The organism is Komagataeibacter saccharivorans, from assembly GCF_003207825.1.
Lineage (GTDB): Bacteria > Pseudomonadota > Alphaproteobacteria > Acetobacterales > Acetobacteraceae > Komagataeibacter > Komagataeibacter saccharivorans.
Window position 1 is genome coordinate 45,943 of sequence record NZ_NKTY01000017.1, and the last position, 21,764, is coordinate 67,706.

At 60.9% G+C, this 21,764-nt stretch carries 19 protein-coding genes and 3 tRNA genes; 15 read left to right on the plus strand and 7 right to left on the minus strand.

The genetic code is table 11. The features are described from left to right. Positions 1 to 62 precede the first annotated feature (62 nt). The 8 genes from lpxC (at position 63) to CFR79_RS10605 (ending at position 10,791) form a co-directional block, all read left to right on the plus strand. The gene (gene lpxC, locus CFR79_RS10570) at positions 63 to 1,028 is read left to right on the plus strand and encodes a UDP-3-O-acyl-N-acetylglucosamine deacetylase (protein ID WP_220030273.1); all 966 of its coding nucleotides are present in this window, start codon (positions 63 to 65) and stop codon (positions 1,026 to 1,028) included. 82 nt (positions 1,029 to 1,110) lie between these two features. Then, positions 1,111 to 1,995, plus strand: coding sequence for an outer membrane protein assembly factor BamD (locus CFR79_RS10575; protein WP_102323360.1), 885 nt, complete (start codon positions 1,111 to 1,113; stop codon positions 1,993 to 1,995). Positions 1,996 to 2,031: 36 nt separating this feature from the next. Then, on the plus strand, positions 2,032 to 3,753 hold the full coding sequence (gene recN / locus CFR79_RS10580) for a DNA repair protein RecN (RefSeq protein ID WP_110547887.1): 1,722 nt from the start codon (positions 2,032 to 2,034) through the stop codon (positions 3,751 to 3,753). A gap of 1 nt (position 3,754) precedes the next feature. After that, positions 3,755 to 5,899, plus strand: coding sequence for an NAD-dependent DNA ligase LigA (gene ligA / locus CFR79_RS10585; RefSeq protein WP_110547888.1), 2,145 nt, complete (start codon positions 3,755 to 3,757; stop codon positions 5,897 to 5,899). 171 nt (positions 5,900 to 6,070) lie between these two features. After that, positions 6,071 to 7,198 carry a BMP family ABC transporter substrate-binding protein gene (locus tag CFR79_RS10590; protein ID WP_110547889.1) on the plus strand — a complete coding sequence of 376 codons (1,128 nt, stop codon included), beginning with the start codon at positions 6,071 to 6,073 and terminating at the stop codon, positions 7,196 to 7,198. Further along, a complete protein-coding gene (locus tag CFR79_RS10595; RefSeq protein WP_110547890.1) occupies positions 7,191 to 8,777 on the plus strand; it encodes an ABC transporter ATP-binding protein in 1,587 nt (528 codons plus the stop codon). Before CFR79_RS10590 ends, CFR79_RS10595 begins: the two co-directional genes overlap by 8 nt. Next, the gene (locus CFR79_RS10600) at positions 8,777 to 9,856 is read left to right on the plus strand and encodes an ABC transporter permease (protein WP_102323355.1); all 1,080 of its coding nucleotides are present in this window, start codon (positions 8,777 to 8,779) and stop codon (positions 9,854 to 9,856) included. The genes CFR79_RS10595 and CFR79_RS10600 overlap by 1 nt, the downstream gene beginning before the upstream one ends. Continuing rightward, positions 9,853 to 10,791, plus strand: coding sequence for an ABC transporter permease (locus CFR79_RS10605; RefSeq protein WP_102323354.1), 939 nt, complete (start codon positions 9,853 to 9,855; stop codon positions 10,789 to 10,791). Before CFR79_RS10600 ends, CFR79_RS10605 begins: the two co-directional genes overlap by 4 nt. A gap of 135 nt (positions 10,792 to 10,926) precedes the next feature. On the opposite strand, the gene CFR79_RS10610 is transcribed toward CFR79_RS10605, so the two are convergent. Then, entirely contained in the window at positions 10,927 to 12,012 is a 1,086-nt protein-coding gene (locus tag CFR79_RS10610) for an ABC transporter substrate-binding protein (protein WP_110547891.1), read from the minus strand. A gap of 141 nt (positions 12,013 to 12,153) precedes the next feature. Here CFR79_RS10610 and CFR79_RS10615 point away from each other — a divergent pair. After that, positions 12,154 to 12,229, plus strand: a tRNA-Asn gene (locus tag CFR79_RS10615). A 373-nt stretch (positions 12,230 to 12,602) separates the two neighbouring features. Here the strand turns inward: CFR79_RS10615 and CFR79_RS10620 are convergent. After that, the gene (locus CFR79_RS10620) at positions 12,603 to 13,088 is read right to left on the minus strand and encodes a GlcG/HbpS family heme-binding protein (RefSeq protein WP_258373541.1); all 486 of its coding nucleotides are present in this window, start codon (positions 13,086 to 13,088) and stop codon (positions 12,603 to 12,605) included. A gap of 167 nt (positions 13,089 to 13,255) precedes the next feature. After that, positions 13,256 to 14,212 carry an alpha/beta hydrolase gene (locus CFR79_RS10625; RefSeq protein ID WP_102323351.1) on the minus strand — a complete coding sequence of 319 codons (957 nt, stop codon included), beginning with the start codon at positions 14,210 to 14,212 and terminating at the stop codon, positions 13,256 to 13,258. Between the two features lie 611 nt (positions 14,213 to 14,823). On the opposite strand from CFR79_RS10625, the gene CFR79_RS10630 reads away from it, so the two are divergent. Further along, positions 14,824 to 16,050 carry a cation:proton antiporter gene (locus CFR79_RS10630; RefSeq protein WP_110547893.1) on the plus strand — a complete coding sequence of 409 codons (1,227 nt, stop codon included), beginning with the start codon at positions 14,824 to 14,826 and terminating at the stop codon, positions 16,048 to 16,050. Positions 16,051 to 16,067: 17 nt separating this feature from the next. On the opposite strand, the gene CFR79_RS10635 is transcribed toward CFR79_RS10630, so the two are convergent. Then, entirely contained in the window at positions 16,068 to 17,336 is a 1,269-nt protein-coding gene (locus CFR79_RS10635) for an MFS transporter (RefSeq protein WP_110547894.1), read from the minus strand. Positions 17,337 to 17,440: 104 nt separating this feature from the next. Here CFR79_RS10635 and CFR79_RS10640 point away from each other — a divergent pair, with 104 nt between their 5' ends. From CFR79_RS10640 to CFR79_RS10660, 5 genes are all read left to right on the plus strand, one after another. Next, positions 17,441 to 17,806, plus strand: a complete 366-nt coding sequence (locus tag CFR79_RS10640) for a tRNA-binding protein (protein WP_102324163.1) — start codon at positions 17,441 to 17,443, stop codon at positions 17,804 to 17,806. Further along, a complete protein-coding gene (gene gpt, locus CFR79_RS10645) occupies positions 17,806 to 18,288 on the plus strand; it encodes a xanthine phosphoribosyltransferase (protein ID WP_102323348.1) in 483 nt (160 codons plus the stop codon). The genes CFR79_RS10640 and gpt overlap by 1 nt, the downstream gene beginning before the upstream one ends. Before the next feature lie 144 nt (positions 18,289 to 18,432). Next, a tRNA-Pro gene (locus CFR79_RS10650) sits at positions 18,433 to 18,509 on the plus strand. Between the two features lie 21 nt (positions 18,510 to 18,530). Further along, positions 18,531 to 18,836, plus strand: coding sequence for an ETC complex I subunit (locus CFR79_RS10655; RefSeq protein ID WP_110547895.1), 306 nt, complete (start codon positions 18,531 to 18,533; stop codon positions 18,834 to 18,836). Positions 18,837 to 18,863: 27 nt separating this feature from the next. Continuing rightward, positions 18,864 to 18,940: transfer RNA gene (locus CFR79_RS10660), tRNA-Arg, on the plus strand. Between the two features lie 158 nt (positions 18,941 to 19,098). Here CFR79_RS10660 and CFR79_RS10665 read toward each other — a convergent pair. The 3 genes from CFR79_RS10665 to CFR79_RS10675 all read right to left on the minus strand — a co-directional run bounded on the left by CFR79_RS10665 (position 19,099) and on the right by CFR79_RS10675 (position 21,253). Next, positions 19,099 to 19,858, minus strand: a protein-coding gene (locus CFR79_RS10665) for an IS5 family transposase (protein WP_110547896.1) whose coding sequence is annotated in 2 segments (ribosomal slippage) — positions 19,099 to 19,525 and positions 19,524 to 19,858 — 762 coding nt in all. Because the reading frame shifts where the segments join, the coding sequence is not laid out codon by codon here. A 520-nt stretch (positions 19,859 to 20,378) separates the two neighbouring features. After that, positions 20,379 to 20,813 carry a hypothetical protein gene (locus CFR79_RS10670; protein WP_110547897.1) on the minus strand — a complete coding sequence of 145 codons (435 nt, stop codon included), beginning with the start codon at positions 20,811 to 20,813 and terminating at the stop codon, positions 20,379 to 20,381. Next, the gene (locus CFR79_RS10675; protein ID WP_181417416.1) at positions 20,813 to 21,253 is read right to left on the minus strand and encodes a glycoside hydrolase family protein; all 441 of its coding nucleotides are present in this window, start codon (positions 21,251 to 21,253) and stop codon (positions 20,813 to 20,815) included. The genes CFR79_RS10670 and CFR79_RS10675 overlap by 1 nt, the downstream gene beginning before the upstream one ends. Positions 21,254 to 21,764 lie beyond the last annotated feature (511 nt).

The following is a 21,764-nucleotide window of genomic DNA, read 5'->3' on the forward strand; positions in this document are numbered from 1 at the left end:
AGTAGCATTACGTCATGCCATCTACTGCGAGTTTTCCCACCCTGCCCTCAAGGATACAGGCGATGAACGCCGCATTGCCGCAGACAGGCGCTACCCTCATGCCTTCCCCCCAACATGACGGGCAGATGCAGCATACCCTCCGCCAGCCGATCCGTAGTGTTGGCACGGGCCTTCATACCGGCGCATGTATTGAACTGCGCCTTTCCCCTGCACCGGAAAATACCGGCATCGTATTCCGACGCACGGATATGGTCCTGCCGCCCATTACGGCACGCTATGACGCGGTGGTTGATACGCGGCTCAGCACGGTGCTCGGGCACGGCACGAACCCGCCGCAGGCTGAACGCATCGCCACGGTAGAACATCTGATGGCCGCCCTGTCCGGCTGCGGCATCGATAACGTGTTCATTGATGTAAACGGCCCGGAAATCCCGGTTTTTGACGGTTCTGCCGCCGAATTCGTCTTCCTGCTGGAATGCGCGGGCATCACGCAGCAGGCCGCCGCGCGCCGGAACATCTACATCCGCCAGACCGTGCGCGTGGAAGACGGCGACGCCTTTGCTGAACTTTCACCCACCACCCAGCCTGGCCTGTCGATCGACATATCGATAGATTTTCCCGCCGCGGCCATCGGCCAGCAGCGTTATGGGGCGCAGGTGGACGCCGCCCTGTTCCGCAGGCATCTGTGCACGGCGCGCACCTTCGTTCTGCAATCCGAAATCGACCACCTGCATTCCGTGGGACTGGCCCGGGGTGGCTCGCTTGACAACGCCATTGTCGTCAACGGGGATAATGTGCTGAATCCGGCTGGACTGCGCCATGCGGATGAATTTGTCCGGCACAAGGTTCTGGATGCGATCGGTGACCTGTATCTGGCCGGTGGGATGATCCATGGCCATTTCCGGGGTCATAAATCGGGGCATACCCTCAATAACCGCCTGCTGCGCAAACTGTTTGCAAATCAGGAAAACTGGCGCACGACACGACCGGGCACCCGCACGCGTCTGCCCCAGATCAAGGCCGCATGATGGGAAGGGGCGAAATCCGCACGCGGAGACTTCACCCGCACCCGGCGCATGATATAAAGCTTCCGTAACTGGAAGAGCCGGCATGTTCGTACGCAGATCACGATATACCCCACAGCTATCGCGTAGTACCCGCCACATGGCGCGCTGGATGGCGTTCCTGCCCGCAGCGTGCATGCTGGCGGCGTGCGGCAACAACGCCAGCAGCATCAACGAACGTGCGCCCCGCGTCGGTTCGGCCGAAACGCTGTATAATAACGGCGTGGATGCCCTGCGTTCGGACCGTTTCCTGCTGTCGGTCAATCAGTTCGATACGTTGCAGCGCAACTATCCTTACTCGCCCTACACGGCCAATGCGCAGCTTATGGAAGGCTACGCCAACTATCTGCTGAACAAATATCCCGAGGCCGTGCAGCAGCTTGACCGCTTTCTGGAACTCCACCCCACCAGCGCGGATGCTGCCTACGCCTTCTACCTGCGTGCGTTATGCTATTATGAACAGGTCGCCGATGTGCAGCGTGACCAGCAGGGCACGGTCGAAGCCATGGACGCGCTGGAGGAAGTCATCACCCGCTTCCCGCAAAGTCCGTACGCGCGTGATGCGCAGTTGAAAATCGACCTGTGCCGTGATCATCTGGCGGGCAAGGAAATGCTGGTGGGCCGCTATTACCAGCAGCAGAATGACTATCTCGCCGCCGCAGGACGCTATCAGCGCGTGGTGCAGGATTTCCAGACCACAAACCACGTGCCCGAGGCACTGGAACGGCTGGTTGAAGTCTATCTGGACATGGGACTGCTGGAACAGGCGCGCAAGACCGGATCGGTGCTGGCCTATAACTATCCCAGCAGCAAATGGTATCATGATGCGTATGACCACCTGCGCGCGCATAACCTGATCAAGGGCGTGGATGGCAAGGACCACAAGCAGGGGCGCAACGTAATCTCGCGGGCATGGCATTCGGTTTTCTGATTTCCGCCAACGACGTTTGCTGAACAGGAATCCTGCATGCTGACACAGCTCTCGATACGGGATGTGGTCCTGATCGAAAAACTGGATCTGGCGTTCCCGCCCGGACTGACCGTGCTGACGGGGGAAACCGGGGCCGGAAAATCCATCCTGCTGGACAGTCTCGGCCTTGCACTGGGGGAACGCGCCAGCGCATCGCTGGTGCGCGCGGGTTGCGAACAGGCCAGTGTCAGCGCCTGTTTTGAAATTACCCCCACCCACCCGCTGCATACCCTGCTGAATGAACAGGGCATCGTGCTGGATGACGTGCGCGAGCCTGTCCTGCTACGCCGTGTCGTTACGACCGACGGACGTTCGCGCGCCTATATCAACGACCAGCCTGTCGCCGTAAGCCTGCTGCGTCGCGCCGCGACCCTGCTGGTCGAAATACAGGGACAGCATGAACAGATGGGGCTGGCCGATCAGGCCACGCATCTGGACCTGCTGGATGCCTTTGGCGTGGCCCCCGCCCTGCGCGGCCAGACGGGTGGAGCATATCGCAAATGGATCGAAGCCACGGCGGAACTGGCTGCGGCCCGAGCCGAAATGGAAAATGCCGCGCGGGAGGAAGACTGGCTGCGTCAGGCGGTGGAGGATCTGGGCACACTCGCCCCGCAGGAAGACGAGGAAGCCCATCTGGCTGGCCTGCGTCAGGCGCTGCAACAGGGGGAACGCCGGGCGGAAGCCATATCCGCAGCCCTTGCCGACCTCTCGCCGCGTGACCGCCGCGCCCCCGGCCCCGCATCGGCGCTGCGTAACGCCAGCCGTGCGCTGCAACGCCTGCTGCCGGCACCTACCGACCTGAACCCGGACGCCATAGGGGCGGATGAACAGGCAGCCGCACAGGAAGCCCTGAACGCGCTGGAACGGGCGGAAGAAGCGCTGGCCGAAGCCGAAAGCCTGCTGTCCCGCCTTGCATCCGATGCACAGGCCGAACCACGCCTGCTGGAACAGACGGAAGAACGCCTTTTCGCCCTGCGCGCCGAAGCCCGCAAGCATGGCGTATCGGTGCCGGAACTGCCGGGTCTGCTCGCCGCCTTTACCGATCGGCTGGCCGCGCTGGATTCGGGCAATGTCCGGATCGAGACTCTGGAAAAAACCGTGGCCGAAACCCGCGCCGCGTTCGAAGCCGTCGCCCTTGAACTGACGGGTGCCCGTGAAAAGGCAGCCCGCAGGCTGGAACAGGCCGTCATGGCCGAACTGAAGCCGCTCAAGCTGGAACGCGCCCGCTTTATCGTCTCCCTTGTGCCGCTGGAAGCTGAGGCATGGAATGCACGGGGCAAGGAACAGGCGTCTTTCCTGATCGCGGCCAATCCGGGCCAGCCGCCGGGACCATTGGCCAAGGTGGCGTCCGGTGGTGAACTCTCGCGCCTCATGCTGGCGCTCAAGGTGGTACTGGCCGGTCGGTCGGCCATTCCCACGCTGGTATTTGACGAAGTGGATTCCGGTGTGGGCGGGGCCACGGCCTCCGCCATCGGGGAACGGCTTTATACCGTGGGCCGCAGCGTGCAGGTGCTGGTGGTGACGCACAGTCCGCAGGTTGCCGCGCGCGGTGACGCCCATCTGCGCATAAGCAAGAGTGTGAGCAAAGGCCGGACGGAAACCCACGCCGCCCCGCTGGACGCGCAGGCCCGGCGCGAGGAAATCGCCCGCATGCTGTCCGGCGACACCATTACCCCCGCCGCGCGGGCCGCGGCGGACAGCCTGCTGAAAGGGGACTGACATGCCCCCCCTCGCCCCCCTGCAATCGCTTACGGAACAGGCCAGAAGCCTGCTGGCTGATGCCGCCGCCACCGAACAGGACGCACACCATGCAGCACGCCTGCTGGAACGTCTGGCACAGGTGCTGCCTGCATTGGACGCCGCTTATCACCAGCATGATGCGCCCGCTGTCGATGACGCCACCTACGATGCGCTGCGCAGGCTGAATACCGAACTGGAATCCCGCTTCCCCGGCCTGCACCGCGCCGACAGCCCGACCGCACGGGTCGGCGCACCTGCTAGCGGCCCCTTCCACCGCCACCGGCACATGGTGCCGATGCTCTCGCTCGATAACGTTTTCTCACGCGAGGAATTTGACAGCTTCGTCAGCCGTATCGCCCGCTTCCTTGGCCTGACGGATGAACATGCCCACCAGCTTGCCTTTGTGGCGGAGCCCAAGATTGACGGCCTGTCCATCAGCCTGACCTACGAACACGGGCGCTTCGTGCGCGGGACCACACGGGGTGACGGGACGGAAGGCGAGGACGTAACGGCCAACCTGCGCACGATGGGCGATGTGCCTGAACAGCTACCTGCCCCTTTCCCCGATATCATCGAAATCCGGGGCGAGGTTTTCCTGTCCAAACAGGCATTTCTGGACCTGAACGCGGCACAGGAACGCGCGGGCGACAAACCCTTCGCCAACCCGCGCAATGCCGCCGCAGGGTCGTTACGCCAGCTTGATCCCAATATTACGGCCAGACGCCCGCTATCCCTGTTTGCCTATGCCGCCGGTTTTTGCAGCGCGCCGCTACCCGCGACCCATCATGCCTACCTCCGGCAGCTTGAGGACTGGGGGTTCCGGATCAATCTGCTCAACACGCAGGTCCGCAATGCGGCGGATGCCGAATCCTTCATGGAACGGCTGACACGCGAACGTTCGGCGCTGGACTATGACATTGACGGCATTGTCTACAAGATCGACGACCGGGCGCTACAGGACCGCCTCGGCTTCGCGGGACGTGCGCCGCGCTGGGCGGTAGCGTGGAAATTCCCCGCTGAACAGGCGATAACACGGCTGGAAGCCATCGACATACAGGTCGGACGCACCGGCGCGCTGACACCGGTGGCATTCCTGCAACCCGTCAATGTGGGCGGCGTGATCGTGACCCGCGCCAGCCTGCATAATGAAGATGAAATCACGCGCAAGGACATCCGTATCGGCGATCTGGTGCATATCCAGCGCGCAGGCGACGTGATCCCGCAGGTGACGGGTGTTGTCCTGCCGCGCGATGGCGAGCGGGAGCCCTACGCTTTTCCCCATATCTGTCCCGTCTGCGGCGCCCATGCCGAACGCCCCGAAGGCGAGGTCGTATGGCGCTGTTCCGGCGGGCTGACCTGTCCGGCGCAGGTGGTGGAACGTCTGAGCCATTTCGTATCGCGCGATGCGTTCGATATCGATGGCCTTGGCGACCGTACGATTACGGAATTCCATGAACTCGGCTGGCTGCGCACCCCGGCCGATATTTTCCGCCTTGAAGCCCATGAAACCGAAATCGCCAGTCGTGACGGCTGGGGCAAGGTTTCGGCCCGCAACCTTGTCACCGCCATCGCGGCAAGGCGCACCATTGAACTGTCACGACTGATCTATGCGCTGGGTATCCGGCGCATCGGCATCAACAATGCCCGGCTGCTGGCGCGGCATTACCATTCGCTGGCGAACTGGCGCGAGCAGATGGAAAAGGCAGCCATAATCGGATCGGATGAACGGCTGGAATTGGGTTCCATCACCGGAATCGGCACGGCCATCGCCGATGAACTGGTCGCCTTCTTTGCCGAGGAACACAACCGTACTACGCTGGATGACCTGACCGCACAGCTTGCGCAGGTTGTGGACGAGGAAATGGTGGCCGAAGGTACACTGTCGGGCAAGACCATCGTCTTTACCGGCACGCTGACGACCATGACCCGCCCCGAAGCCCGCGCCGTGGCCGAGCGTCTGGGCGCCAGGGTCTCGGACAGCGTATCGAAAAAGACGGATCTTGTGGTGCTGGGTGAAAAAGCGGGCTCCAAGGCCCGCAAGGCCGCCGAACTGGGCGTCGCCACCATGGATGAAGCCGACTGGCGCACACTGGCTGGCATGCCGCCCGTGACGGCGCAGGAATGACGCACGCGGGTCGGGGCCGCATGGCTGTGGATGCGGCCTTGCATGTCTGTGTCGCGTAACGTTTACTGTCATATCGAACCAGTCATGAAGTAGCAGGAGCAGCCGCACGGGACCGACACGTCATGATGCCGCGATGGGATGCGGCATGGATTATCAGGGGGATAATATTTTATGACAGTTTCAGGACCGCGGGGGCGGTTACTGACAACGCGCCGGGGCCTGCTGGGCATGGCCGGGGCAGCCGGGTCCGGCCTGCTGCTGCCACGTCACGCCACGGCGGCGGACCAGCCCGCGTGGCGCAGGCCGCTGGCGGAATCGGATGCGGTCATTGCCTTTGGCCATACGGGGCCGATTACCGATGGCGGCTGGTCCATGGTGCATGACCGGGGTGTGCAGGCGGTGCGCAGGGCCTTCCCGCGACTGCGTACGATCTATGTCGAAAGCGTGCCCTATTCCGCCGACGCCACGCGCATTTTCCGCCAGTTCGTGGCCGAAGGCGCGCAGATGGTGTTCGCCACTTCGGAATATGGCGATTTCATCAAGGACGTGTCCGACCGCGCGCCCGATGTCGCCTTCATGGAATGTGACGGCAACAACGTAACCGGCAATCTGGGCTGGTATTACGTGGCGCACTGGTATGCCAGCTACATCATCGGCATTGCGGCGGGGCTTATGACGCGAACCGGCAAGCTGGGCTTTCTGGGGTCGTTTCCCATTCCTTCCGTCTATGCCAGCGCCAATGCGACGCTGCTGGGCGCGCAGTCGGTCAATCCATCCATCACGATGCAGGCCATCACCATCAACGCATGGTTCGACCCGCAGGCGGCGACGCAGGCGGCGACGGCGCTGGCCGATAACGGATGCGACTTCCTGTGCGGGATCATGGATGAACCCGCCTATCTGCGTGTGGCCGTGCAACGCGGCCTGAAGGCCGCGATGTGGAATACCGGCATGCTGAACTACGGGCCGGAAGCCTATGTCAGTTCCGTATCGCTGGATTTCAACGATTTCTATGTATCGCAGGTGCGCGACCTTCTGGCGGGCACATGGCAGCCGCAGGGGCGGTTCCTGACACTGGGCCACGGCGTGGACCGCGATGCCTGGGGGCCAAGCGTGCCCGAATCCGTAGCGCGCCAGGCCGATGACATGCGTACGCGCATCCTGGCGGGGTATGTCCCCTTCACCGGCCCGATACATGACAATCACGGGCAGCTGCGCGTGCCTGCTGGCGTCACGCCAAGCGATCTTGACATCTATCACAGCGATTGGGCTGTGGCGGGAGTATCCGGTCTTGAATAAACCGTCCAACCCGAACGGCAGGGCGCCGGGCACACCGCCTGTCCTGCAACTGCGTGGCATCGGAAAATTCTTTCCCGGCGTGATCGCCAACAAGGACGTGGACCTTGATGTCTGGCCGGGTGAAATCCATGCCCTGCTGGGTGAGAACGGAGCTGGCAAATCGACGCTGATGAACGTCGTGACCGGCATCTACCAGCCCGAGGAAGGTGAAATCATCCTTGACGGGTATGGCCAGACCTTTACCTCCCCACAGGAAGCGATCAGGGCCGGGATCGGCATGGTCCACCAGCACTTCAAGCTGGTGGAAGCCTTCACCGTTGCGGAAAACATCCATCTTGGCTGGGACGAGGCCCCGCGTATCGCCTCCCCCGCCGTGATGGAAGCGCGCACGCAGGAAATTTCGGAGCGTTTCGGCTTTCCCGTCCGCCCCGATGCCCGCGTCTGCGACCTGTCGGCGGGGGAACAGCAGCGCGTTGAAATCCTGCGCGTGCTGGCACGCAAGGCCCGGCTGCTGATCATGGATGAACCCACAGCCGTCCTGACACCGGAGGAAACGCGCGAACTGTTCCGCGCGCTGCGCGCGTTCCGGGCGCAGGGCAATGCCGTCATCATCATCAGTCACAAACTGGACGAGGTGATGGAGATTTCGGACCGCGTGAGCATACTGCGCGGTGGCCGCAAGATCGGCACGTTCAACACGGCGGACTGCAACCCGTCCATGCTGGCAGCGACCATGGTGGGGCGCGACATCGTGCGCCGCGACATGCGGACCCGACCCGAAGGGGCGGCCCCCATCGCACCGGAACCGATCATGCAGCTACGCCATGTGAGCGTGCGCGACGACCGCGGGGTGGAAACCCTGCGCGATGTCAGCCTTGACCTGCATGGCGGTGAGATCCTTGGTATCGCGGGGGTAGCGGGTAATGGGCAGCGCGAACTGACCCATGTGCTGACCGGTCTCATGGCCCGCACCTCGGGCGAGATCCTGCTTGATGGCGCGCTGGTGGACCGGGCGGACCCCGCCCTGTTTGCCGCGGCAGGCGTGGGCCACATACCCGAAGACCGGCTGCGCAGCGCGCTGGCCCCATCGCTGTCGATTACGGCCAACATGGCGCTGCGTGAATATGCCCAGCCACCGATTGGCCGGCACGGGCTGTATGACGCCACGGCGGCGGGTGCGCTGGCGCACGATATCGCCGGACTGGCGCAGGTGAACATTCCTGACTTCGCCATGCCGATCCGCAATCTGTCGGGTGGTAACCAGCAGCGTCTGGTCGCGCGGCGCGAAATCCGTATCGCCAGCCGGGTTCTGGTCGCGGCCTATCCCGCGCGCGGGCTGGATATCGGGGCCATCGCCACCATGCTGGGTTATCTTACGGACCTGCGCGATCAGGGGGTGGCGGTCGTTTTCATATCGGAAGATCTGGAAGACCTGCTGAATGTATCGGACCGGATCGGGGTCATGTTTCATGGTCGTCTCATGTCGGTGATCCCTGCCGCGGGCGCGGATATCGCTACAATAGGAATGCTGATGGGTGGCCGCGAACCGGCTGACATACAGGCGGGAGCAGCACAGTAATGGCAACACGTGCATTCCAGCGCCTGCCCACCGCCCCGGCCGGGCGCATCCTTATGCTGCGGCTGGTGGCCATTATCCTGTCGCTGTTCATCATCGCCTGCGTGCTGGCGCTATCGGGGCATAGCCCGCTGATGCTAGCGGAACTGATCATACACTCCACCCTCGGGTCGCGCTTCGGGCTGGAGGATCTGGCCCTGTTCATGTGTCCGCTGCTGCTGACCGGCGCGGCTGTTACCGTGTGCGGCACGATCGGGTTGTGGAATATCGGCGCGGAAGGACAGTTCTACGCCGGCGCCATTGCCGCGACGGGGGTAGCCCTTGGCGTGCATGGCTCCGCCCTTACGGTTCTGCCACTCATGACCATTGCCGGTATCGTGGGGGGCATGGCGTGGATTACGGTACCCACGCTGGCGCGGGCCTATGCGGGGGTGAATGAAATCATCACCACCCTTCTGCTCAATTTTATCGCCTCCCTCCTGACCTATTATCTTACGACGGGGCCATGGCGGGACCGGATCAGCGGGGCGCAGGTTTCGACACAGCGGATTTCGGTCTCCATCCCCGAAATGTGGGGAATCGTGCACTGGGGCTTTCCGGTGGCGATCGTGATCGTGATCGGACTGGCGCTGGTGCTGTCGCGCACGCGGTGGGGGTATGAAATCCGTATTGGCGGCGCGAACCCGGAAGCTGCGCGCTATGCCGGGATTCCGGTCAGGCTGCGCATCATTTCGGTCATGCTGCTTTCCGGCGGTCTGGCGGGGCTGGCTGGCATGTTTGAAGTTGCGGGCACCGTGCATCGGCTGCAGGGCGGGATGGCCAATAATTTCGGTTATCTGGGCATTGTCGTGGCGGTGCTGGCGCGCGGGTCGTGCCTGAACGTGATCCCTGCCGCGCTGCTCATGGCCCTTATCCTTGATTCGGGCATTGTCATGCAGACCCAGCAGCTTTCGGCTTCGGTCATTCTGGCCATTACCGGGCTGATCCTGTTCATGATCGCCATTGGCGACGAACTGGCCCATTACCGGCCGCTGGCCCGGACAACACCACAGGGTACTGCGGCAGGGAGTAAAGTATCATGATCACGCTGCTGACAGGGATGCTGGCCACCGCCGTTCTGGCCGGTGGCGTTCTGGCGCTGGCCGCCCTTGGCGAAGTGCTGGCCGAACGGGTGGGCGTGACCAACCTTGGTGTGGAAGGGCTGATGGCCCTTGGCGCCGTCAGCGCGGTCATTACCGTGTTTTCCTTCCACTCCCCGTGGGTGGGCCTGCTGGTCGCCATAATGGTGGGGGCTGTGGGGGGCATGGTTTTTGCCTTTGGCGCCGTGGTCATGCGGGCCAATCAGGTACTGTGTGGTCTGGCCACGACCTTCATGGGGCTGGGTCTGTCCACCGCGCTGGGGCACAATTATGCCGGGCAGCCGGTTGATGCGACATTCGGCCATGTGACCATTCCGCTGCTGTCCGCCATACCGGTGATCGGGCCCGCGTTTTTTGCGCAGAATATCCTGATCGTACCCATCTATGTGCTGCTGCCTGCCCTTGTGCATTTTGTGATGTTCCGCACGCGCCACGGCCTGAACATGCGCGCGGTGGGTGAAAACCCGGCTGCGGCGGATGCGGCGGGCATACCGGTCATGGCCATGCGGTTCTGGTACGTAACACTGGGTGGTGCGATGGCAGGCATGGCAGGCGGTTACCTGACCCTGACCTATGTGCCGGTCTGGTCGGAAGGCATGGTGGCGGGACGGGGATGGATCGCGCTGGCGCTGGTGATCTTTGCGGGGTACCGCCCGATCATTGTTACGCTGTCGGCCCTTCTGTTCGGGCTGGTCACGGCCCTGTCCTTTGTCGGGCAGGCCCATAACTGGCCCATTGATCCGGCCTTCCTGAACATGCTGCCCTATCTGGGGACGATGGCGTTCATCATCGTGCCTGTCGTGGTGTGGCACCGCATGCGCCGGGTCATGGCGGCCCCGGCCGCGCTGGCCCAGCCCTATTACCGCGACGTGCGCTGAGGGGCTGTTTCAGTTCCCATGCAGCACACGCGGAGAAGGATTTCCTGATCCGCGACAGGGCATGGCGGGGCGAAAAGCCCCGTCAGACCCCACTGGTCGCACATGGAGACAGCATGATCGGTTATAAAGCCTGCATCACGGGCCAGTACCCTGACCGTGGTGCAGGACATCGGCAGAAATCCGGCGTGCGTAACCTGCCGAATCAAGGCTGTCGGGAAAAATGGCCAGTAGCTTGAGTTCATCTATGTAACGCGCAAGCTGGGTTTTAAGGTCGTTGCCGACAGGGCTGATCCCCAGCACTTCGTGACGCATCATCTGCAAGATTTCGTCCTGGCGCATGCCTTCCACCCTGCCATCCAGCAGGGTCGCGGCCTCGGCCATATGGGTGGGCAGCCAGTGCGCGGCATTATACAGCGCCAGCACGAGGGCTACGGCAGCAGATGGGGTCTGTTGCAGCCGATCCGTCGCGACACCCAGCGCAAGATTGGTGCGCCGCGCATACAGGCCGCTGACGCTATTGACCAGTTCGACCAGATCCAGCGCCCGATTGCCCAGCAACTGCCATGCCAGCGGATCATGCACCGCCACGGCATCAACACTGCCCGCCATCAATGCATCATCAATCTGGTCGGGCGGCATGATGATCCAGTTCGGCGCGGTATCGGGATTAAGCCCCTTGCGCCGCAGGATGACGGAAAAGAACAGCCGGTCCGCCATGTCGGCGTTCAGGACTGCAATCCTGCGCCCGGCAAGATCCTCGATCTTGGCGAGCCTGAGCCGCCGCCGTGTCAGCAGGCGGAACGTGCCTGCCTGCAATCCCATGACCAGCCGGGCCGGCAGGTCCGCATTGGCCTGATAGGCCTGCAGCCATGTCAGCACCGGGGCGACGGCGGCCATGCAGCGCCCCGCCTGCAGATCGGCTATGGCGTCACGCCCCGTCTGCGCGCCGGTGCGCAGGATGACATTCAGCCGATACTGCGAAAAGAAATCCTGCCTCAGCCCGACATTATAAAGCGTTGAAGCGGCGGCATTGGGCCATGACAGGGTCAGGTCATGCGGTTCGCCATCCAGCAGGGCGTCATCGCGCCGGACAAGACGGGCCTGCTGGCGGCTTTGCACCCATTGCGCCCCGACAACGGCGCAGCCTGCCCCGACCAGCAACGGCATGACCGCGCGGCGTAGCAGGCGTGGCGGCTTCGCGTCCGTGTTCCCATCTACCATTGGCTGCGGTTTCTCCTGATCTGCGAAGGTCTTACCGTTCTTTTTCCCGGCATGGTCTCCCTTATTTCCCTTTTTGAAAAAAAGTTCAAAAGGGGGGTTTACGCCCCCCCATCACTGTGGCTATAAGCTGCTCAACGCTGATCCCGAATAGCTCAGTTGGTAGAGCAAGCGACTGTTAATCGCTGGGTCGTAGGTTCGAGTCCTACTTCGGGAGCCACCTTTCCTTAAAATCAGTTTACGCATGTCGGTTAGGGATTTTCCCTATCTGACCGGTGCGTTTTGTCGTGTACGCATGCTGGCAACGGACCGGCAAGGACATCGCCAGCCGCGAAGCCCATGCACCGACTGCATGCTATCGCAATGCGTGGCGATACTGTTGGACTGTTGCAGTTTGTTCAGGACGCGCCACAACGCCGTGCGACGGACATGATGACTTACCGATAATGGCCGAGGGCGCTTGTCGGCCTGCTCCAGAGCAAGACATCTCTGTGCCTGACTTCAAGCGAACTGACGCACCGACACGACATAATCGGAATGCAGATTCATTGCAGGGCACCAGCGCGGCTGACCACGCCGGTCGCCAGCCTGTCCTAGCGGAAATCAGCCCTGAATTTTGTTACCGCAGCCTGTGCGCAGGCTTCATCCTTGTCACCACCCGGCGCACCCGAAACCCCGATCCCACCGAGCACGGCATTATCCGACACCCGGCGCAGCGTGACCCCACCGGGCACAAACAGGACTTCCGGAATTGTATTGAGCGCCCCATTGGGCGGGCCACCTGCCTTGGCAGCGATCAGTTCGCTGGTGGTGTTCAGGTTGAAGGCCAGACCATAGGAATAAGCCGTATAGGCCTTGCGATAGGAAACGGATAGCGACTGCAACGGCACGCTATCCCCCTTGATGACGGCCTGCTGATGGCCTGTTGTGTCCACCACCGTCGCGGTGACGGAATACCCCTGCCCTGCGCAACTCCGCACGGCTTCCGCCGCCAGTTTTTCAGCCGTGCTCCAGTCAAGCTTGGGCGTAATGACGATATGGCCCTGCGCATGGGCGGATGCCGCCATGCACAGCCCCATGAAAGTCGCCGCACACCATAGCTGCCAACCGGATTGCACCATGCGCCCATTCCCTGCCCTGAAGGGAGCATGATGCAGAACCGTAAGAAAAAACCGCAACAGCAAAAGCGCCCGTACACATAATAGTGCCCACCCCGGCACGATGGAGCCGGGGCGGGTTCAGGCCCTTACAGACCCAGCGTGCGCCGTAATCCCGCACAGTAGGCATCCATGAACCGGCGTGACAGTTCAGCCTCCGGCACGAACATGTCGAACACATGGTAGGCTCCGGGCACGACCATTACCTCCGTCGGAACGCCGGACGCCATGAGACGGCGGGCATATTCCAGATCCTCGCACAGGAACAGGTCCATCGACCCTACGCCGATAAAGGTGGGCGGCAGGCCGGACAGATCCTTTGCCCGCGCGGCGGCGGCATAGGCGGGCGTATCGTCACCCCCCGCCGCACTCCCCAGATAGGCTTCCCATGCGTATTTATTGGCCGAACGGGTCCAGACGAATTCCCCAAAATCCGGCGCGGGATCGACTTTCGTGGCCGTGCGGTCATCCAGCATGGGATAGATCAGCAACTGATAGGCCAGCCTGTATTCCTTGCGGTCACGCGCCATGAGGGCGAGTGCGGCACTCAGGCCGCCGCCTGCACTTTCACCCGCAACGGCCACCTTTTCAGGGTTGATGCCAAGCTGGGCGGCATTATCGTTCATCCATTTCAGGGCTGCATAGCAATCCTCGATCGCACCGGGATATTTGACCTCCGGCGCCAGACGATAATCGACGGACACGATCACAAAGCCCATACGGCTGGCCAGAACCTGGCATTTGGGGTCATCGACCTCCGGATGGCCGGAAACCAGACCGCCACCATGGATATAGACCATGGCGGGTGCATTCGGCTGACGCTTGCGCGGGCGATAGACAAGCACACGCACATCCGGCGCGCCCTTCAGGCCGGGCACGTATTCTTCCTGCACTTCCACATCCGGCAGGGGCTTGCCTTCGATCAGCCGCACGGATGTCATGAAGATTTCGCGCACTTCCGGCAGCGATCGCCCCGACAGGCCATCGAAAGAAGGCATCTTTTCCAGAATTGGCAGAAATTCGGGATTTACGACATTTTTGGGCATAATCAACAGAGTCCTCTTTTATCACAGGCAGCCACACGGGACGCCCTGATGCACAGGACCCTCACGCACGGAGCCGTGAACAACCATGATCGACATCAAATAATATTAGATACATTTGAATATAAAATATAAATATATAAGATTATCCCATCAAATATATTTAAAAACAAAATCATATTAAATATTTATAGGATACATTTGCGCCATTTATATAATAATATGCGAATCAATTTATGAATGAATACAAGTCATGTTATCGAATTATCAGAATTATCCATTCATTTATGATGATGAATTTTTCACATACGCACTGATCTGTTTTGTTTTTACCAGCACAACAAGAAGTAAAAAATAAATATCACAAGAATATCCGGTAGCTATCCACCACGCGGAATATGTAACACGCGATCTGAACCAGTGCTGCTGCGTGGCGTTCTATCCCAACGCAAGAACTCCGCAGGACATTTGTCGCCGGAAGCAGAAACAAAAAGGCACAAAGAGCAGGAATATTCTTACATAACATATACTTCATGCAACTAAACAAAAATAAACCTTCCATACGGATTTTTTATATATAATATGCGCGGACTATAAATACGGAAGGATCACCATTGTCAGACATTACGGCGCTTATTCCTGATGTCGTCCTCTTTGTTATTTTTCCATGGGGGCTGTGGCGGCTGCTGAACCGGACAATACCGATTGTTGTCCTGCCTATCCTTCTGGGTATCGGGCTGGCCGTAATGCATGCGCCGGTGCAGGAACTGGGCATCCCCTCGACCTGCGGCAACAATATCGGCTGGCTGGCCGTGCTGGTTCTTGCCTTCACCGCCGGGCTGGAAATGTGGCAGTCACCCGATGCGCATGTTTCGGCCCATACCATTCCCGCCCCCACCCTTGGGCGACTGCTTGGCGGCGCGTTGATGGCGCTTGGTGGACCGTTCCTGATCGGGTCATTCTTCGTTTATTATTTCTTCCTGCCCCTGCATGGATGGCAGCCGCCCCATGTCGGACCGGTTATCGGCGCCATGGCCATCGGGCTGTGTATTGCCGTCAGTGCGCTGCCCGTGCTGATCGGCATCGTGCGCGAACTGCCGCCTGTCCAGCGTTCCATAGGGCAGCTTGCGCTCAAGCTGGCTGTGGTGGATGACGCGGCCCTGTGGATCGGGCTGGTCATGTTGCAGTTCGCCGCACGCGGTCCCGCCGCCCTGCATGGCTGGACGGGACTGGAACTGGTGGCGGTGGCCCTGCTGATTGCGCTGGCGATCGCCAGCAACTGGGCGACCCATAACATGCGCAATCCGCCTGCATGGGTCATATGGATGTCGGTGCCGGTATATCTGGCCGCCGGATCATGGGCGAGCATGCAACTCGGGCTGCATGAACTGATCGGGGCCTATTTCGCCGGGGCGCTGATGCCGCCGCGTTGGGTGGCGCGACTGCCGGTGGAAAAGGTGGGGACGTTCTCGCTCATCTGGCTTGCCCCCCTGTTCTTTGGCCATAGCGGCCTGCACATCAATGGCGATGCGCTGACATGGCCGTCAATCGTGGCGTCGTTCATGCTGGTGGTCATTTCCGTTCTGGCCAAAATGGGATCGGTCTACATCTTTCCACCCGCACCGGGCCTGACGCGGCGGCAGGCCCTTGGCCTTGGTTCGCTGCTGCAATGCAAGGGGCTTATGGAAATCGTCGCGGCCACGATCCTGCATGCACAGGGCATGCTGTCGGACTTTGCCTTCGCCTCCCTTATGGTGCTGGCCGTTATTTCCACGGCGTTGACCGGACCGCTTTTCCGCCTGTTCGCACCCCGCACGGGCGCAAGCGACACAGCACGGTAAAGATCGGGTTCACAACCCTAATCAGCCGTGATGTCATCCAGCCGGTCCAGATGCCACAGGGCCGGAAACATCCGTATCCACGCGGCGGTGACGAACAGCGTGCCAACACCGCCCAACGCGACGGAACCCACGGGTCCGATCAGGCTGGCCAGCATCCCGCTTTCGAACTCACCCAACTGGTTGGACGACCCAAGGAACAGCATGTTCACGGCCGAGACACGCCCACGCATGCTGTCGGGCGTGCGCAACTGCACCAGCGCGCCACGAATGACGACACTGACCACGTCCGCCGCCCCCAGCACCGCCAGTGCGAGAATGGAAACCGCCATGGAACGCGACACGGCAAATATGATGGTCGCCACGCCAAATATGGCCACGGCCATGAACATGCGCGGCCCGGAACGGCGGTTAAGCGGTCGCCATACCAGTATGATGGAACAGATCACCGCCCCGATGGCCGGTGCCGCCCGCAGCAGGCCAAGCCCCATTGGCCCGGCATGCAGGATATCGCTGGCATAAACCGGCAGCATGGCCGTCGCCCCGCCCAGCAGCACGGCAAACAGATCAAGCGAGATCGCCCCCAGCATGTCGGGACGCCCGCGCATGAACTGCGCAACCTCGATAATTGCGGCGCGGGAAAGAGGCACGCGCGGGCGGGGCGTAAAGACCAGCGGAATGCACAATGTGCTTATGCACGCCGCCGAGAACCCGACCGCACAGACCAGATAGCACACCCCTGCCCCGGCACCGTACAGCAGGCCGCCAACGGATGGTCCGGTCACCGCCGCCGCCTGGAACAGTGATGAGGATACCGCTGCCGCCCGGGGGAACATATGCGCGGGCACAAGGGCGGGCAGGAAGGTCTGCTGGCTGGGCATCTCGAACGCGCGGGCGGCACCGAATATGATGACCATGGCATAGATCATCCATGGCGTCGTCCACCCACCCAACGCGCCAATGGCCATGAGCAGGGCGGAAACGGCCTCGACACACTGGCATATCACCACGATCAGCCGACGGTTGAAATGATCTGCCGCATGACCCGCAGGCAGGAGCAGCCCCACCATGGGCAGGAACTGCGCAAGCCCCACCAGCGCCAGCGCCGTGGTGCTGTGGGTCAGGGCATAAATCTGCCAACCCACCGCCACCGCCTGCACGCAGGCGGAAAAGGAGGACGCCGTGCGCGCCCACAGGAAGGCAAGCAGGCCCGGATGACGCCATAGCGACACCGGCTGCGGCGTAAGTTGCGTATTTTCCGTAGTGGGGGATGGGGGTGCGGAAGGCATGGTCGGCCATCCTAACAGCAGTCATGAAAAATATCCTATGGTGGTCCCTGAAATTTGCGTTCCCCTGTTTGCAAATCCGCACCAACACGGGCAAAAGCTGTTCCATGACAGACCCTGCAAAGCATGCCGTCGTGCCCAGCACCCAAGGGGACACGCGTGACTGGCTTGATATCCGCGCCGGTACGGTCGTGGACGCCCACCCCGTGCATGAAGCACGGCAGCACGCCATGCGGCTGACCATCGATTTCGGCCCCCATATCGGGATGCGGTCGTCGGTGGTGCAGGTCAATCACCGCTACATCCCTGCCCGGCTGGTTGGCCGCCAGATCTGCGCGGTGATCAATATGCCCCCCCGACAGGTCGGATCCTTCCGCAGTGAAGTACTGACGCTGGGGATGCCCGACAGTAATGGAGAGGTCGTCCTGATACGCCCGGACGGCCGCGTTCCCGATGGAGGAAAACTTTTCTGATGGCTACAAGCTACGCAACCGTAACCTGGGACCAGCTTCACCGCGATGCCCGCCAACTGGCCAGCACGCTGATGACCCGGGGCCCGTTCAAGGGAATTGTGGCCATCACGCGCGGCGGCATGATCCCCGCCGCGATCATCGCCCGTGAACTGGACTGCCGTCTGATCGAGACGGTTTCCGTCGTGACGTATGACGAACAGAAGATGGGCCAGTCCAGCGTGGTCAAGAAGCCCGAGGCTGCGGGCGACGGCGAAGGCTTCCTGATCATTGATGATCTGGTTGATTCGGGCGTTACCGCCCAGATCGTGCGCAAGATGCTGCCCAAGGCCCTGTTCGCCTGCCTGTACGCAAAACCCGCAGGCCGCCCGATTACCGATATCTTCGTGGTGGAAGTCCCGCAGGATACGTGGGTGCTGTTCCCGTGGGACACGGCGCCGCTGTTCATTCCGCCGCTGGCCAGCAAGTCCGCTGAAGAGGTCTGATCCACCAGCCGCTTCCCATTACACGACGTGTTGTTCGCCGCGCCCGCCAGACCTGCTTGCCGCAGGACCGATGGGCGCGGTATTTTTTTGCAAGAATGTGCTTGCCAGAACAGCAGTTGCCACATAGTTTCCCGCTCGTGGTCGCGGGGCGTGGCGCAGCCTGGTAGCGCGCGTGTTTTGGGTACACGAGGCCCCCGGTTCGAGTCCGGGCGCCCCGACCATATCCAGGGAGACGGATAGTAATGCGAGCCCGGATTTACAGGCAGTCAAAACCCGCCGGCCAGTCAGGTCAGGCCACTACCCATACATGGATACTGGATTACGGGCAGAACCGCCCCCGCCATGTCGATACCCTTATGGGCTGGACCGGCTGCGCGGATACCCCATCGCAGATACGCCTGCAATTCCCCGATCAGGACAGCGCCGTGGCCTACGCCACGGAACAGGGCATCGCCTTCGATATCGAGATTCCGGCGCCGCGCATGCGTCGCCCAAAGGCATATTCCGATAATTTCCGTCATGACCGTATCCAGAACTGGACGCACTAGGTTCGATCTGGCACAACGACATGCCCCGCGCCCTTAGCTCAGTTGGATAGAGCAACAGCCTTCTAAGCTGTGGGTCGCTGGTTCGAATCCAGCAGGGCGCGCCATTTTTCAATGGGTTAGCAGATTCAAAGTTTGCATGGTTTGCAGATGGTTTGCAGTGCACTATTGGTCACCGCAGAAGTGAATCACCCCAGACGGCCGCGCGTGGCAGCGATCGAGACGACCTTGCTGGTCTCTCGATCCTGATGTTTTTCCCGCAATTTCATACCAGCCATAGCGACTTCCGTGCGGCGGGGCAGATGGCTGAGAAGAAGACGGTCGGGCATCTGTCATAGCGTGTTGCGACCCGCCGCCAGTCCTTGAGGCGGCCGAATATGATTTCGATGCGGTTGCGTCTTTTGTATTTTCGCCTGTCGTATTTGACTGGTTTTCCGCGGGATCTTCTTCCCGGAATGCAGGGCCTGATCCCTTTTTCCTCCAGGGCATCCCGGAACCAGTCAGCATCATAACCCCGATCCGCCAGCAACCACTGCGCTATGGGAAGGCTGTCCAGCAGAGCAGAGGCTCCGGTGTAATCACTGATCTGTCCGGCTGTCATAAAGAAGCCCAGCGGTCGTCCGTTCTGATCGGTGACCGCATGCAGCCTGGTGTTCATGCCCCCTTTAGTGCGTCCGATCAGGCGGCCTGTATCCCCTTTTTAACCGCAGGCCTGAAGCCGTGCGGTGTGCCTTGAGATAGGTCGCATCAATCATAACAGTCTGAGGCTCAGCCTTCGCGGCAGACAGGCCATCCATCATCCGCATGAAAATGCCCATGTCGCCCCAACGCTTCCAACGGTTGTAGAGCGTCTTGTGCGGACCGTATTCCCGGGGCGCATCACGCCAGCGCATACCATTGCGGTTCACAAAAATGATGCCGCTCAGCACGCAGCGGTCATCAACGCGAGGTTTACCATGGCTCTTGGGAAAGAACGGCCGCAGACGCTCCATCTGTTCATCCGTCAGCCAAAACAGGTCGCTCATCTTCAGTCTCCTTGCAGAGCCTGAATCAAAATTCCCTATACAAATCAATGGGTCCTGAGCCTAAGAACCTGTTGGGAAATGCGCACTGTTCGGTGACCCGACGTGCGTTTCCTGCGCTTCTGTAATCAAGAACACACGACAGTCGCAACCCTTGCGGCTTGTTTTGGCTCATCAGAGCGTATTTCCAAACAGGCTCTATGATAGCTCAGATTCGGTCGACTTATGTCTGCTATGTGGAAACCCCTTTGGGAGAATGTATGCCGGACATGACGGCGACTGCTGCCTGTCTGCTCTTATATCGCTGAGCAGACAGGCAAATAGGGGGGATGCGGAAGGTCGGCTTTGGGAGATAAACGGTGTCTGGAGAATTTCCACTGAACTCTAATTCAGCAGAAAGGCTCTGTTTCATTGGTTTTTGCAAGCATCTTCACCCATTCAGATGATCTTATCTGAATGGGATCCGCTCTGGCAGACCCGCCGAGCGTTATGTTGTCGGCGGGATCGCCCGGCGCAGAGATACTCACTTGCGATGATGCCGTTTCGGTTGGCACGATGGGAGGTAGACACCCGCCGTATCTTCAAAACGATCCGGATGCGCCGTAAGAGGCATGGACACAACATCGTCGCTCCGATGGTCAGTATAGACGAACGTCAAATAGTAAGACTGAGCCTCGATCCGAGGATCGCCATTAAACATTTTGTCCCATTCCAGCAGGTCGCGCCGCAGCGGCGATCCGACACCACCGCTTCGGGTCCAGACTGCTGACACACAGGTCGAAACACGCTCGATGCGCACGATCAAGCGCCCATTGAGAAACGCCTTTCCATTGAGCTCCTCGTTGAGCACCGTGTTGAGATTGTAGGTCAGTTCCTCCAGGGACTCCGGCCTGGCGCCCGCGTGTGCGGTGCCGCCGATACAGATGGCGCAAATCAGGCTCAGGATAGCGCGGATCATCAATATCGTCCTTCCAGCAGAAGCATGGCCTCGTCGTGCCGTCTCTTGACCAGCCCCCTCAAGACCTTGCCTTTCGAGCGCACCTGCTCCTCAATGATCATGACGGCCTTGCGTTTGTCGCCGCTGTTGATAGCAGCACGGACACCCGGCCAACCTCTTCCTGGATTGTAGACGAACGAGACGAGAGCGTCGAACTCGTTTTGTGTCAGGTAGACATGGGTGCCCCGACGAACGATCGCCTCATAGCTCGGGAGATTGACCTGTAGAAGGCGTTTCTGCTGATCGTCCGTCAGATTGACGAGATTTTTATTATCCCGGGCGAACTTCCTGGCCGCTTCGCCACGCAGGCCGGCCCCCGCCGCCACGCGAGGCACCAGACTAGAGCTGATGCCGATATCCCGCAATTTCTGCTCAATCTCCGCCCGGGAACGATCGCGCATGTCATAGCCAGGCCCGAGCGTTACCCCGGATGCCCCGCCCGGCCAGTGCAGACGGTTGCTGACGCCCCTCATCTCTTCGTGACGTTCAATAAAACCGCTTCCTTGAAGCGACGTCTTAGTCGCGCTGGGAGCACGTAACGATTCTGACGATGACCGGGTGTAGGACGGATTACAGGTACAGTTTGAGCCAGACATGTTTCCTCATTCCCTGTGGCTTGATGCCACAGATAAGCTAAAAAGTTAATCAGCACGTAGCCCTAGAGAGACGCGTAACCCCCGCCATTTCCACAACTCCGAAGCCGACCGTAGCCAGACCTTCGGCCCGGTTTCTGGCTTGGCAGATAGCGTCTGACGACGCTGACGAGTTGGTGTTCGCTCATGACACATGTCAGGGCGGGATGCTGGTTGGTATGTAACCATCCGGCGAGAGACGCGGGCGTGATCAGGCAGCGACGTTATTCTCGCCTTGAGCAATGGGTTTCCAATGCCAGGGCAGGAGTTCATGGAGGCG

Coding starts and splice junctions, on each gene's coding strand:
- lpxC (WP_220030273.1), top strand. CDS start 63: ATGAACGCCGCATTGCCGCAGACAGGCGCTACCCTCATGCCTTCCCCC.
- CFR79_RS10575 (WP_102323360.1), top strand. CDS start 1,111: ATGTTCGTACGCAGATCACGATATACCCCACAGCTATCGCGTAGTACC.
- recN (WP_110547887.1), top strand. CDS start 2,032: ATGCTGACACAGCTCTCGATACGGGATGTGGTCCTGATCGAAAAACTG.
- ligA (WP_110547888.1), top strand. CDS start 3,755: ATGCCCCCCCTCGCCCCCCTGCAATCGCTTACGGAACAGGCCAGAAGC.
- CFR79_RS10590 (WP_110547889.1), top strand. CDS start 6,071: ATGACAGTTTCAGGACCGCGGGGGCGGTTACTGACAACGCGCCGGGGC.
- CFR79_RS10600 (WP_102323355.1), top strand. CDS start 8,777: ATGGCAACACGTGCATTCCAGCGCCTGCCCACCGCCCCGGCCGGGCGC.
- CFR79_RS10605 (WP_102323354.1), top strand. CDS start 9,853: ATGATCACGCTGCTGACAGGGATGCTGGCCACCGCCGTTCTGGCCGGT.
- CFR79_RS10610 (WP_110547891.1), bottom strand. CDS start 12,012: ATGGTAGATGGGAACACGGACGCGAAGCCGCCACGCCTGCTACGCCGC.
- CFR79_RS10620 (WP_258373541.1), bottom strand. CDS start 13,088: ATGGGGCTGTGCATGGCGGCATCCGCCCATGCGCAGGGCCATATCGTC.
- CFR79_RS10625 (WP_102323351.1), bottom strand. CDS start 14,212: ATGCCCAAAAATGTCGTAAATCCCGAATTTCTGCCAATTCTGGAAAAG.
- CFR79_RS10635 (WP_110547894.1), bottom strand. CDS start 17,336: ATGCCTTCCGCACCCCCATCCCCCACTACGGAAAATACGCAACTTACG.
- CFR79_RS10640 (WP_102324163.1), top strand. CDS start 17,441: ATGACAGACCCTGCAAAGCATGCCGTCGTGCCCAGCACCCAAGGGGAC.
- gpt (WP_102323348.1), top strand. CDS start 17,806: ATGGCTACAAGCTACGCAACCGTAACCTGGGACCAGCTTCACCGCGAT.
- CFR79_RS10655 (WP_110547895.1), top strand. CDS start 18,531: ATGCGAGCCCGGATTTACAGGCAGTCAAAACCCGCCGGCCAGTCAGGT.
- CFR79_RS10670 (WP_110547897.1), bottom strand. CDS start 20,813: ATGATCCGCGCTATCCTGAGCCTGATTTGCGCCATCTGTATCGGCGGC.
- CFR79_RS10675 (WP_181417416.1), bottom strand. CDS start 21,253: ATGCGCGATCGTTCCCGGGCGGAGATTGAGCAGAAATTGCGGGATATC.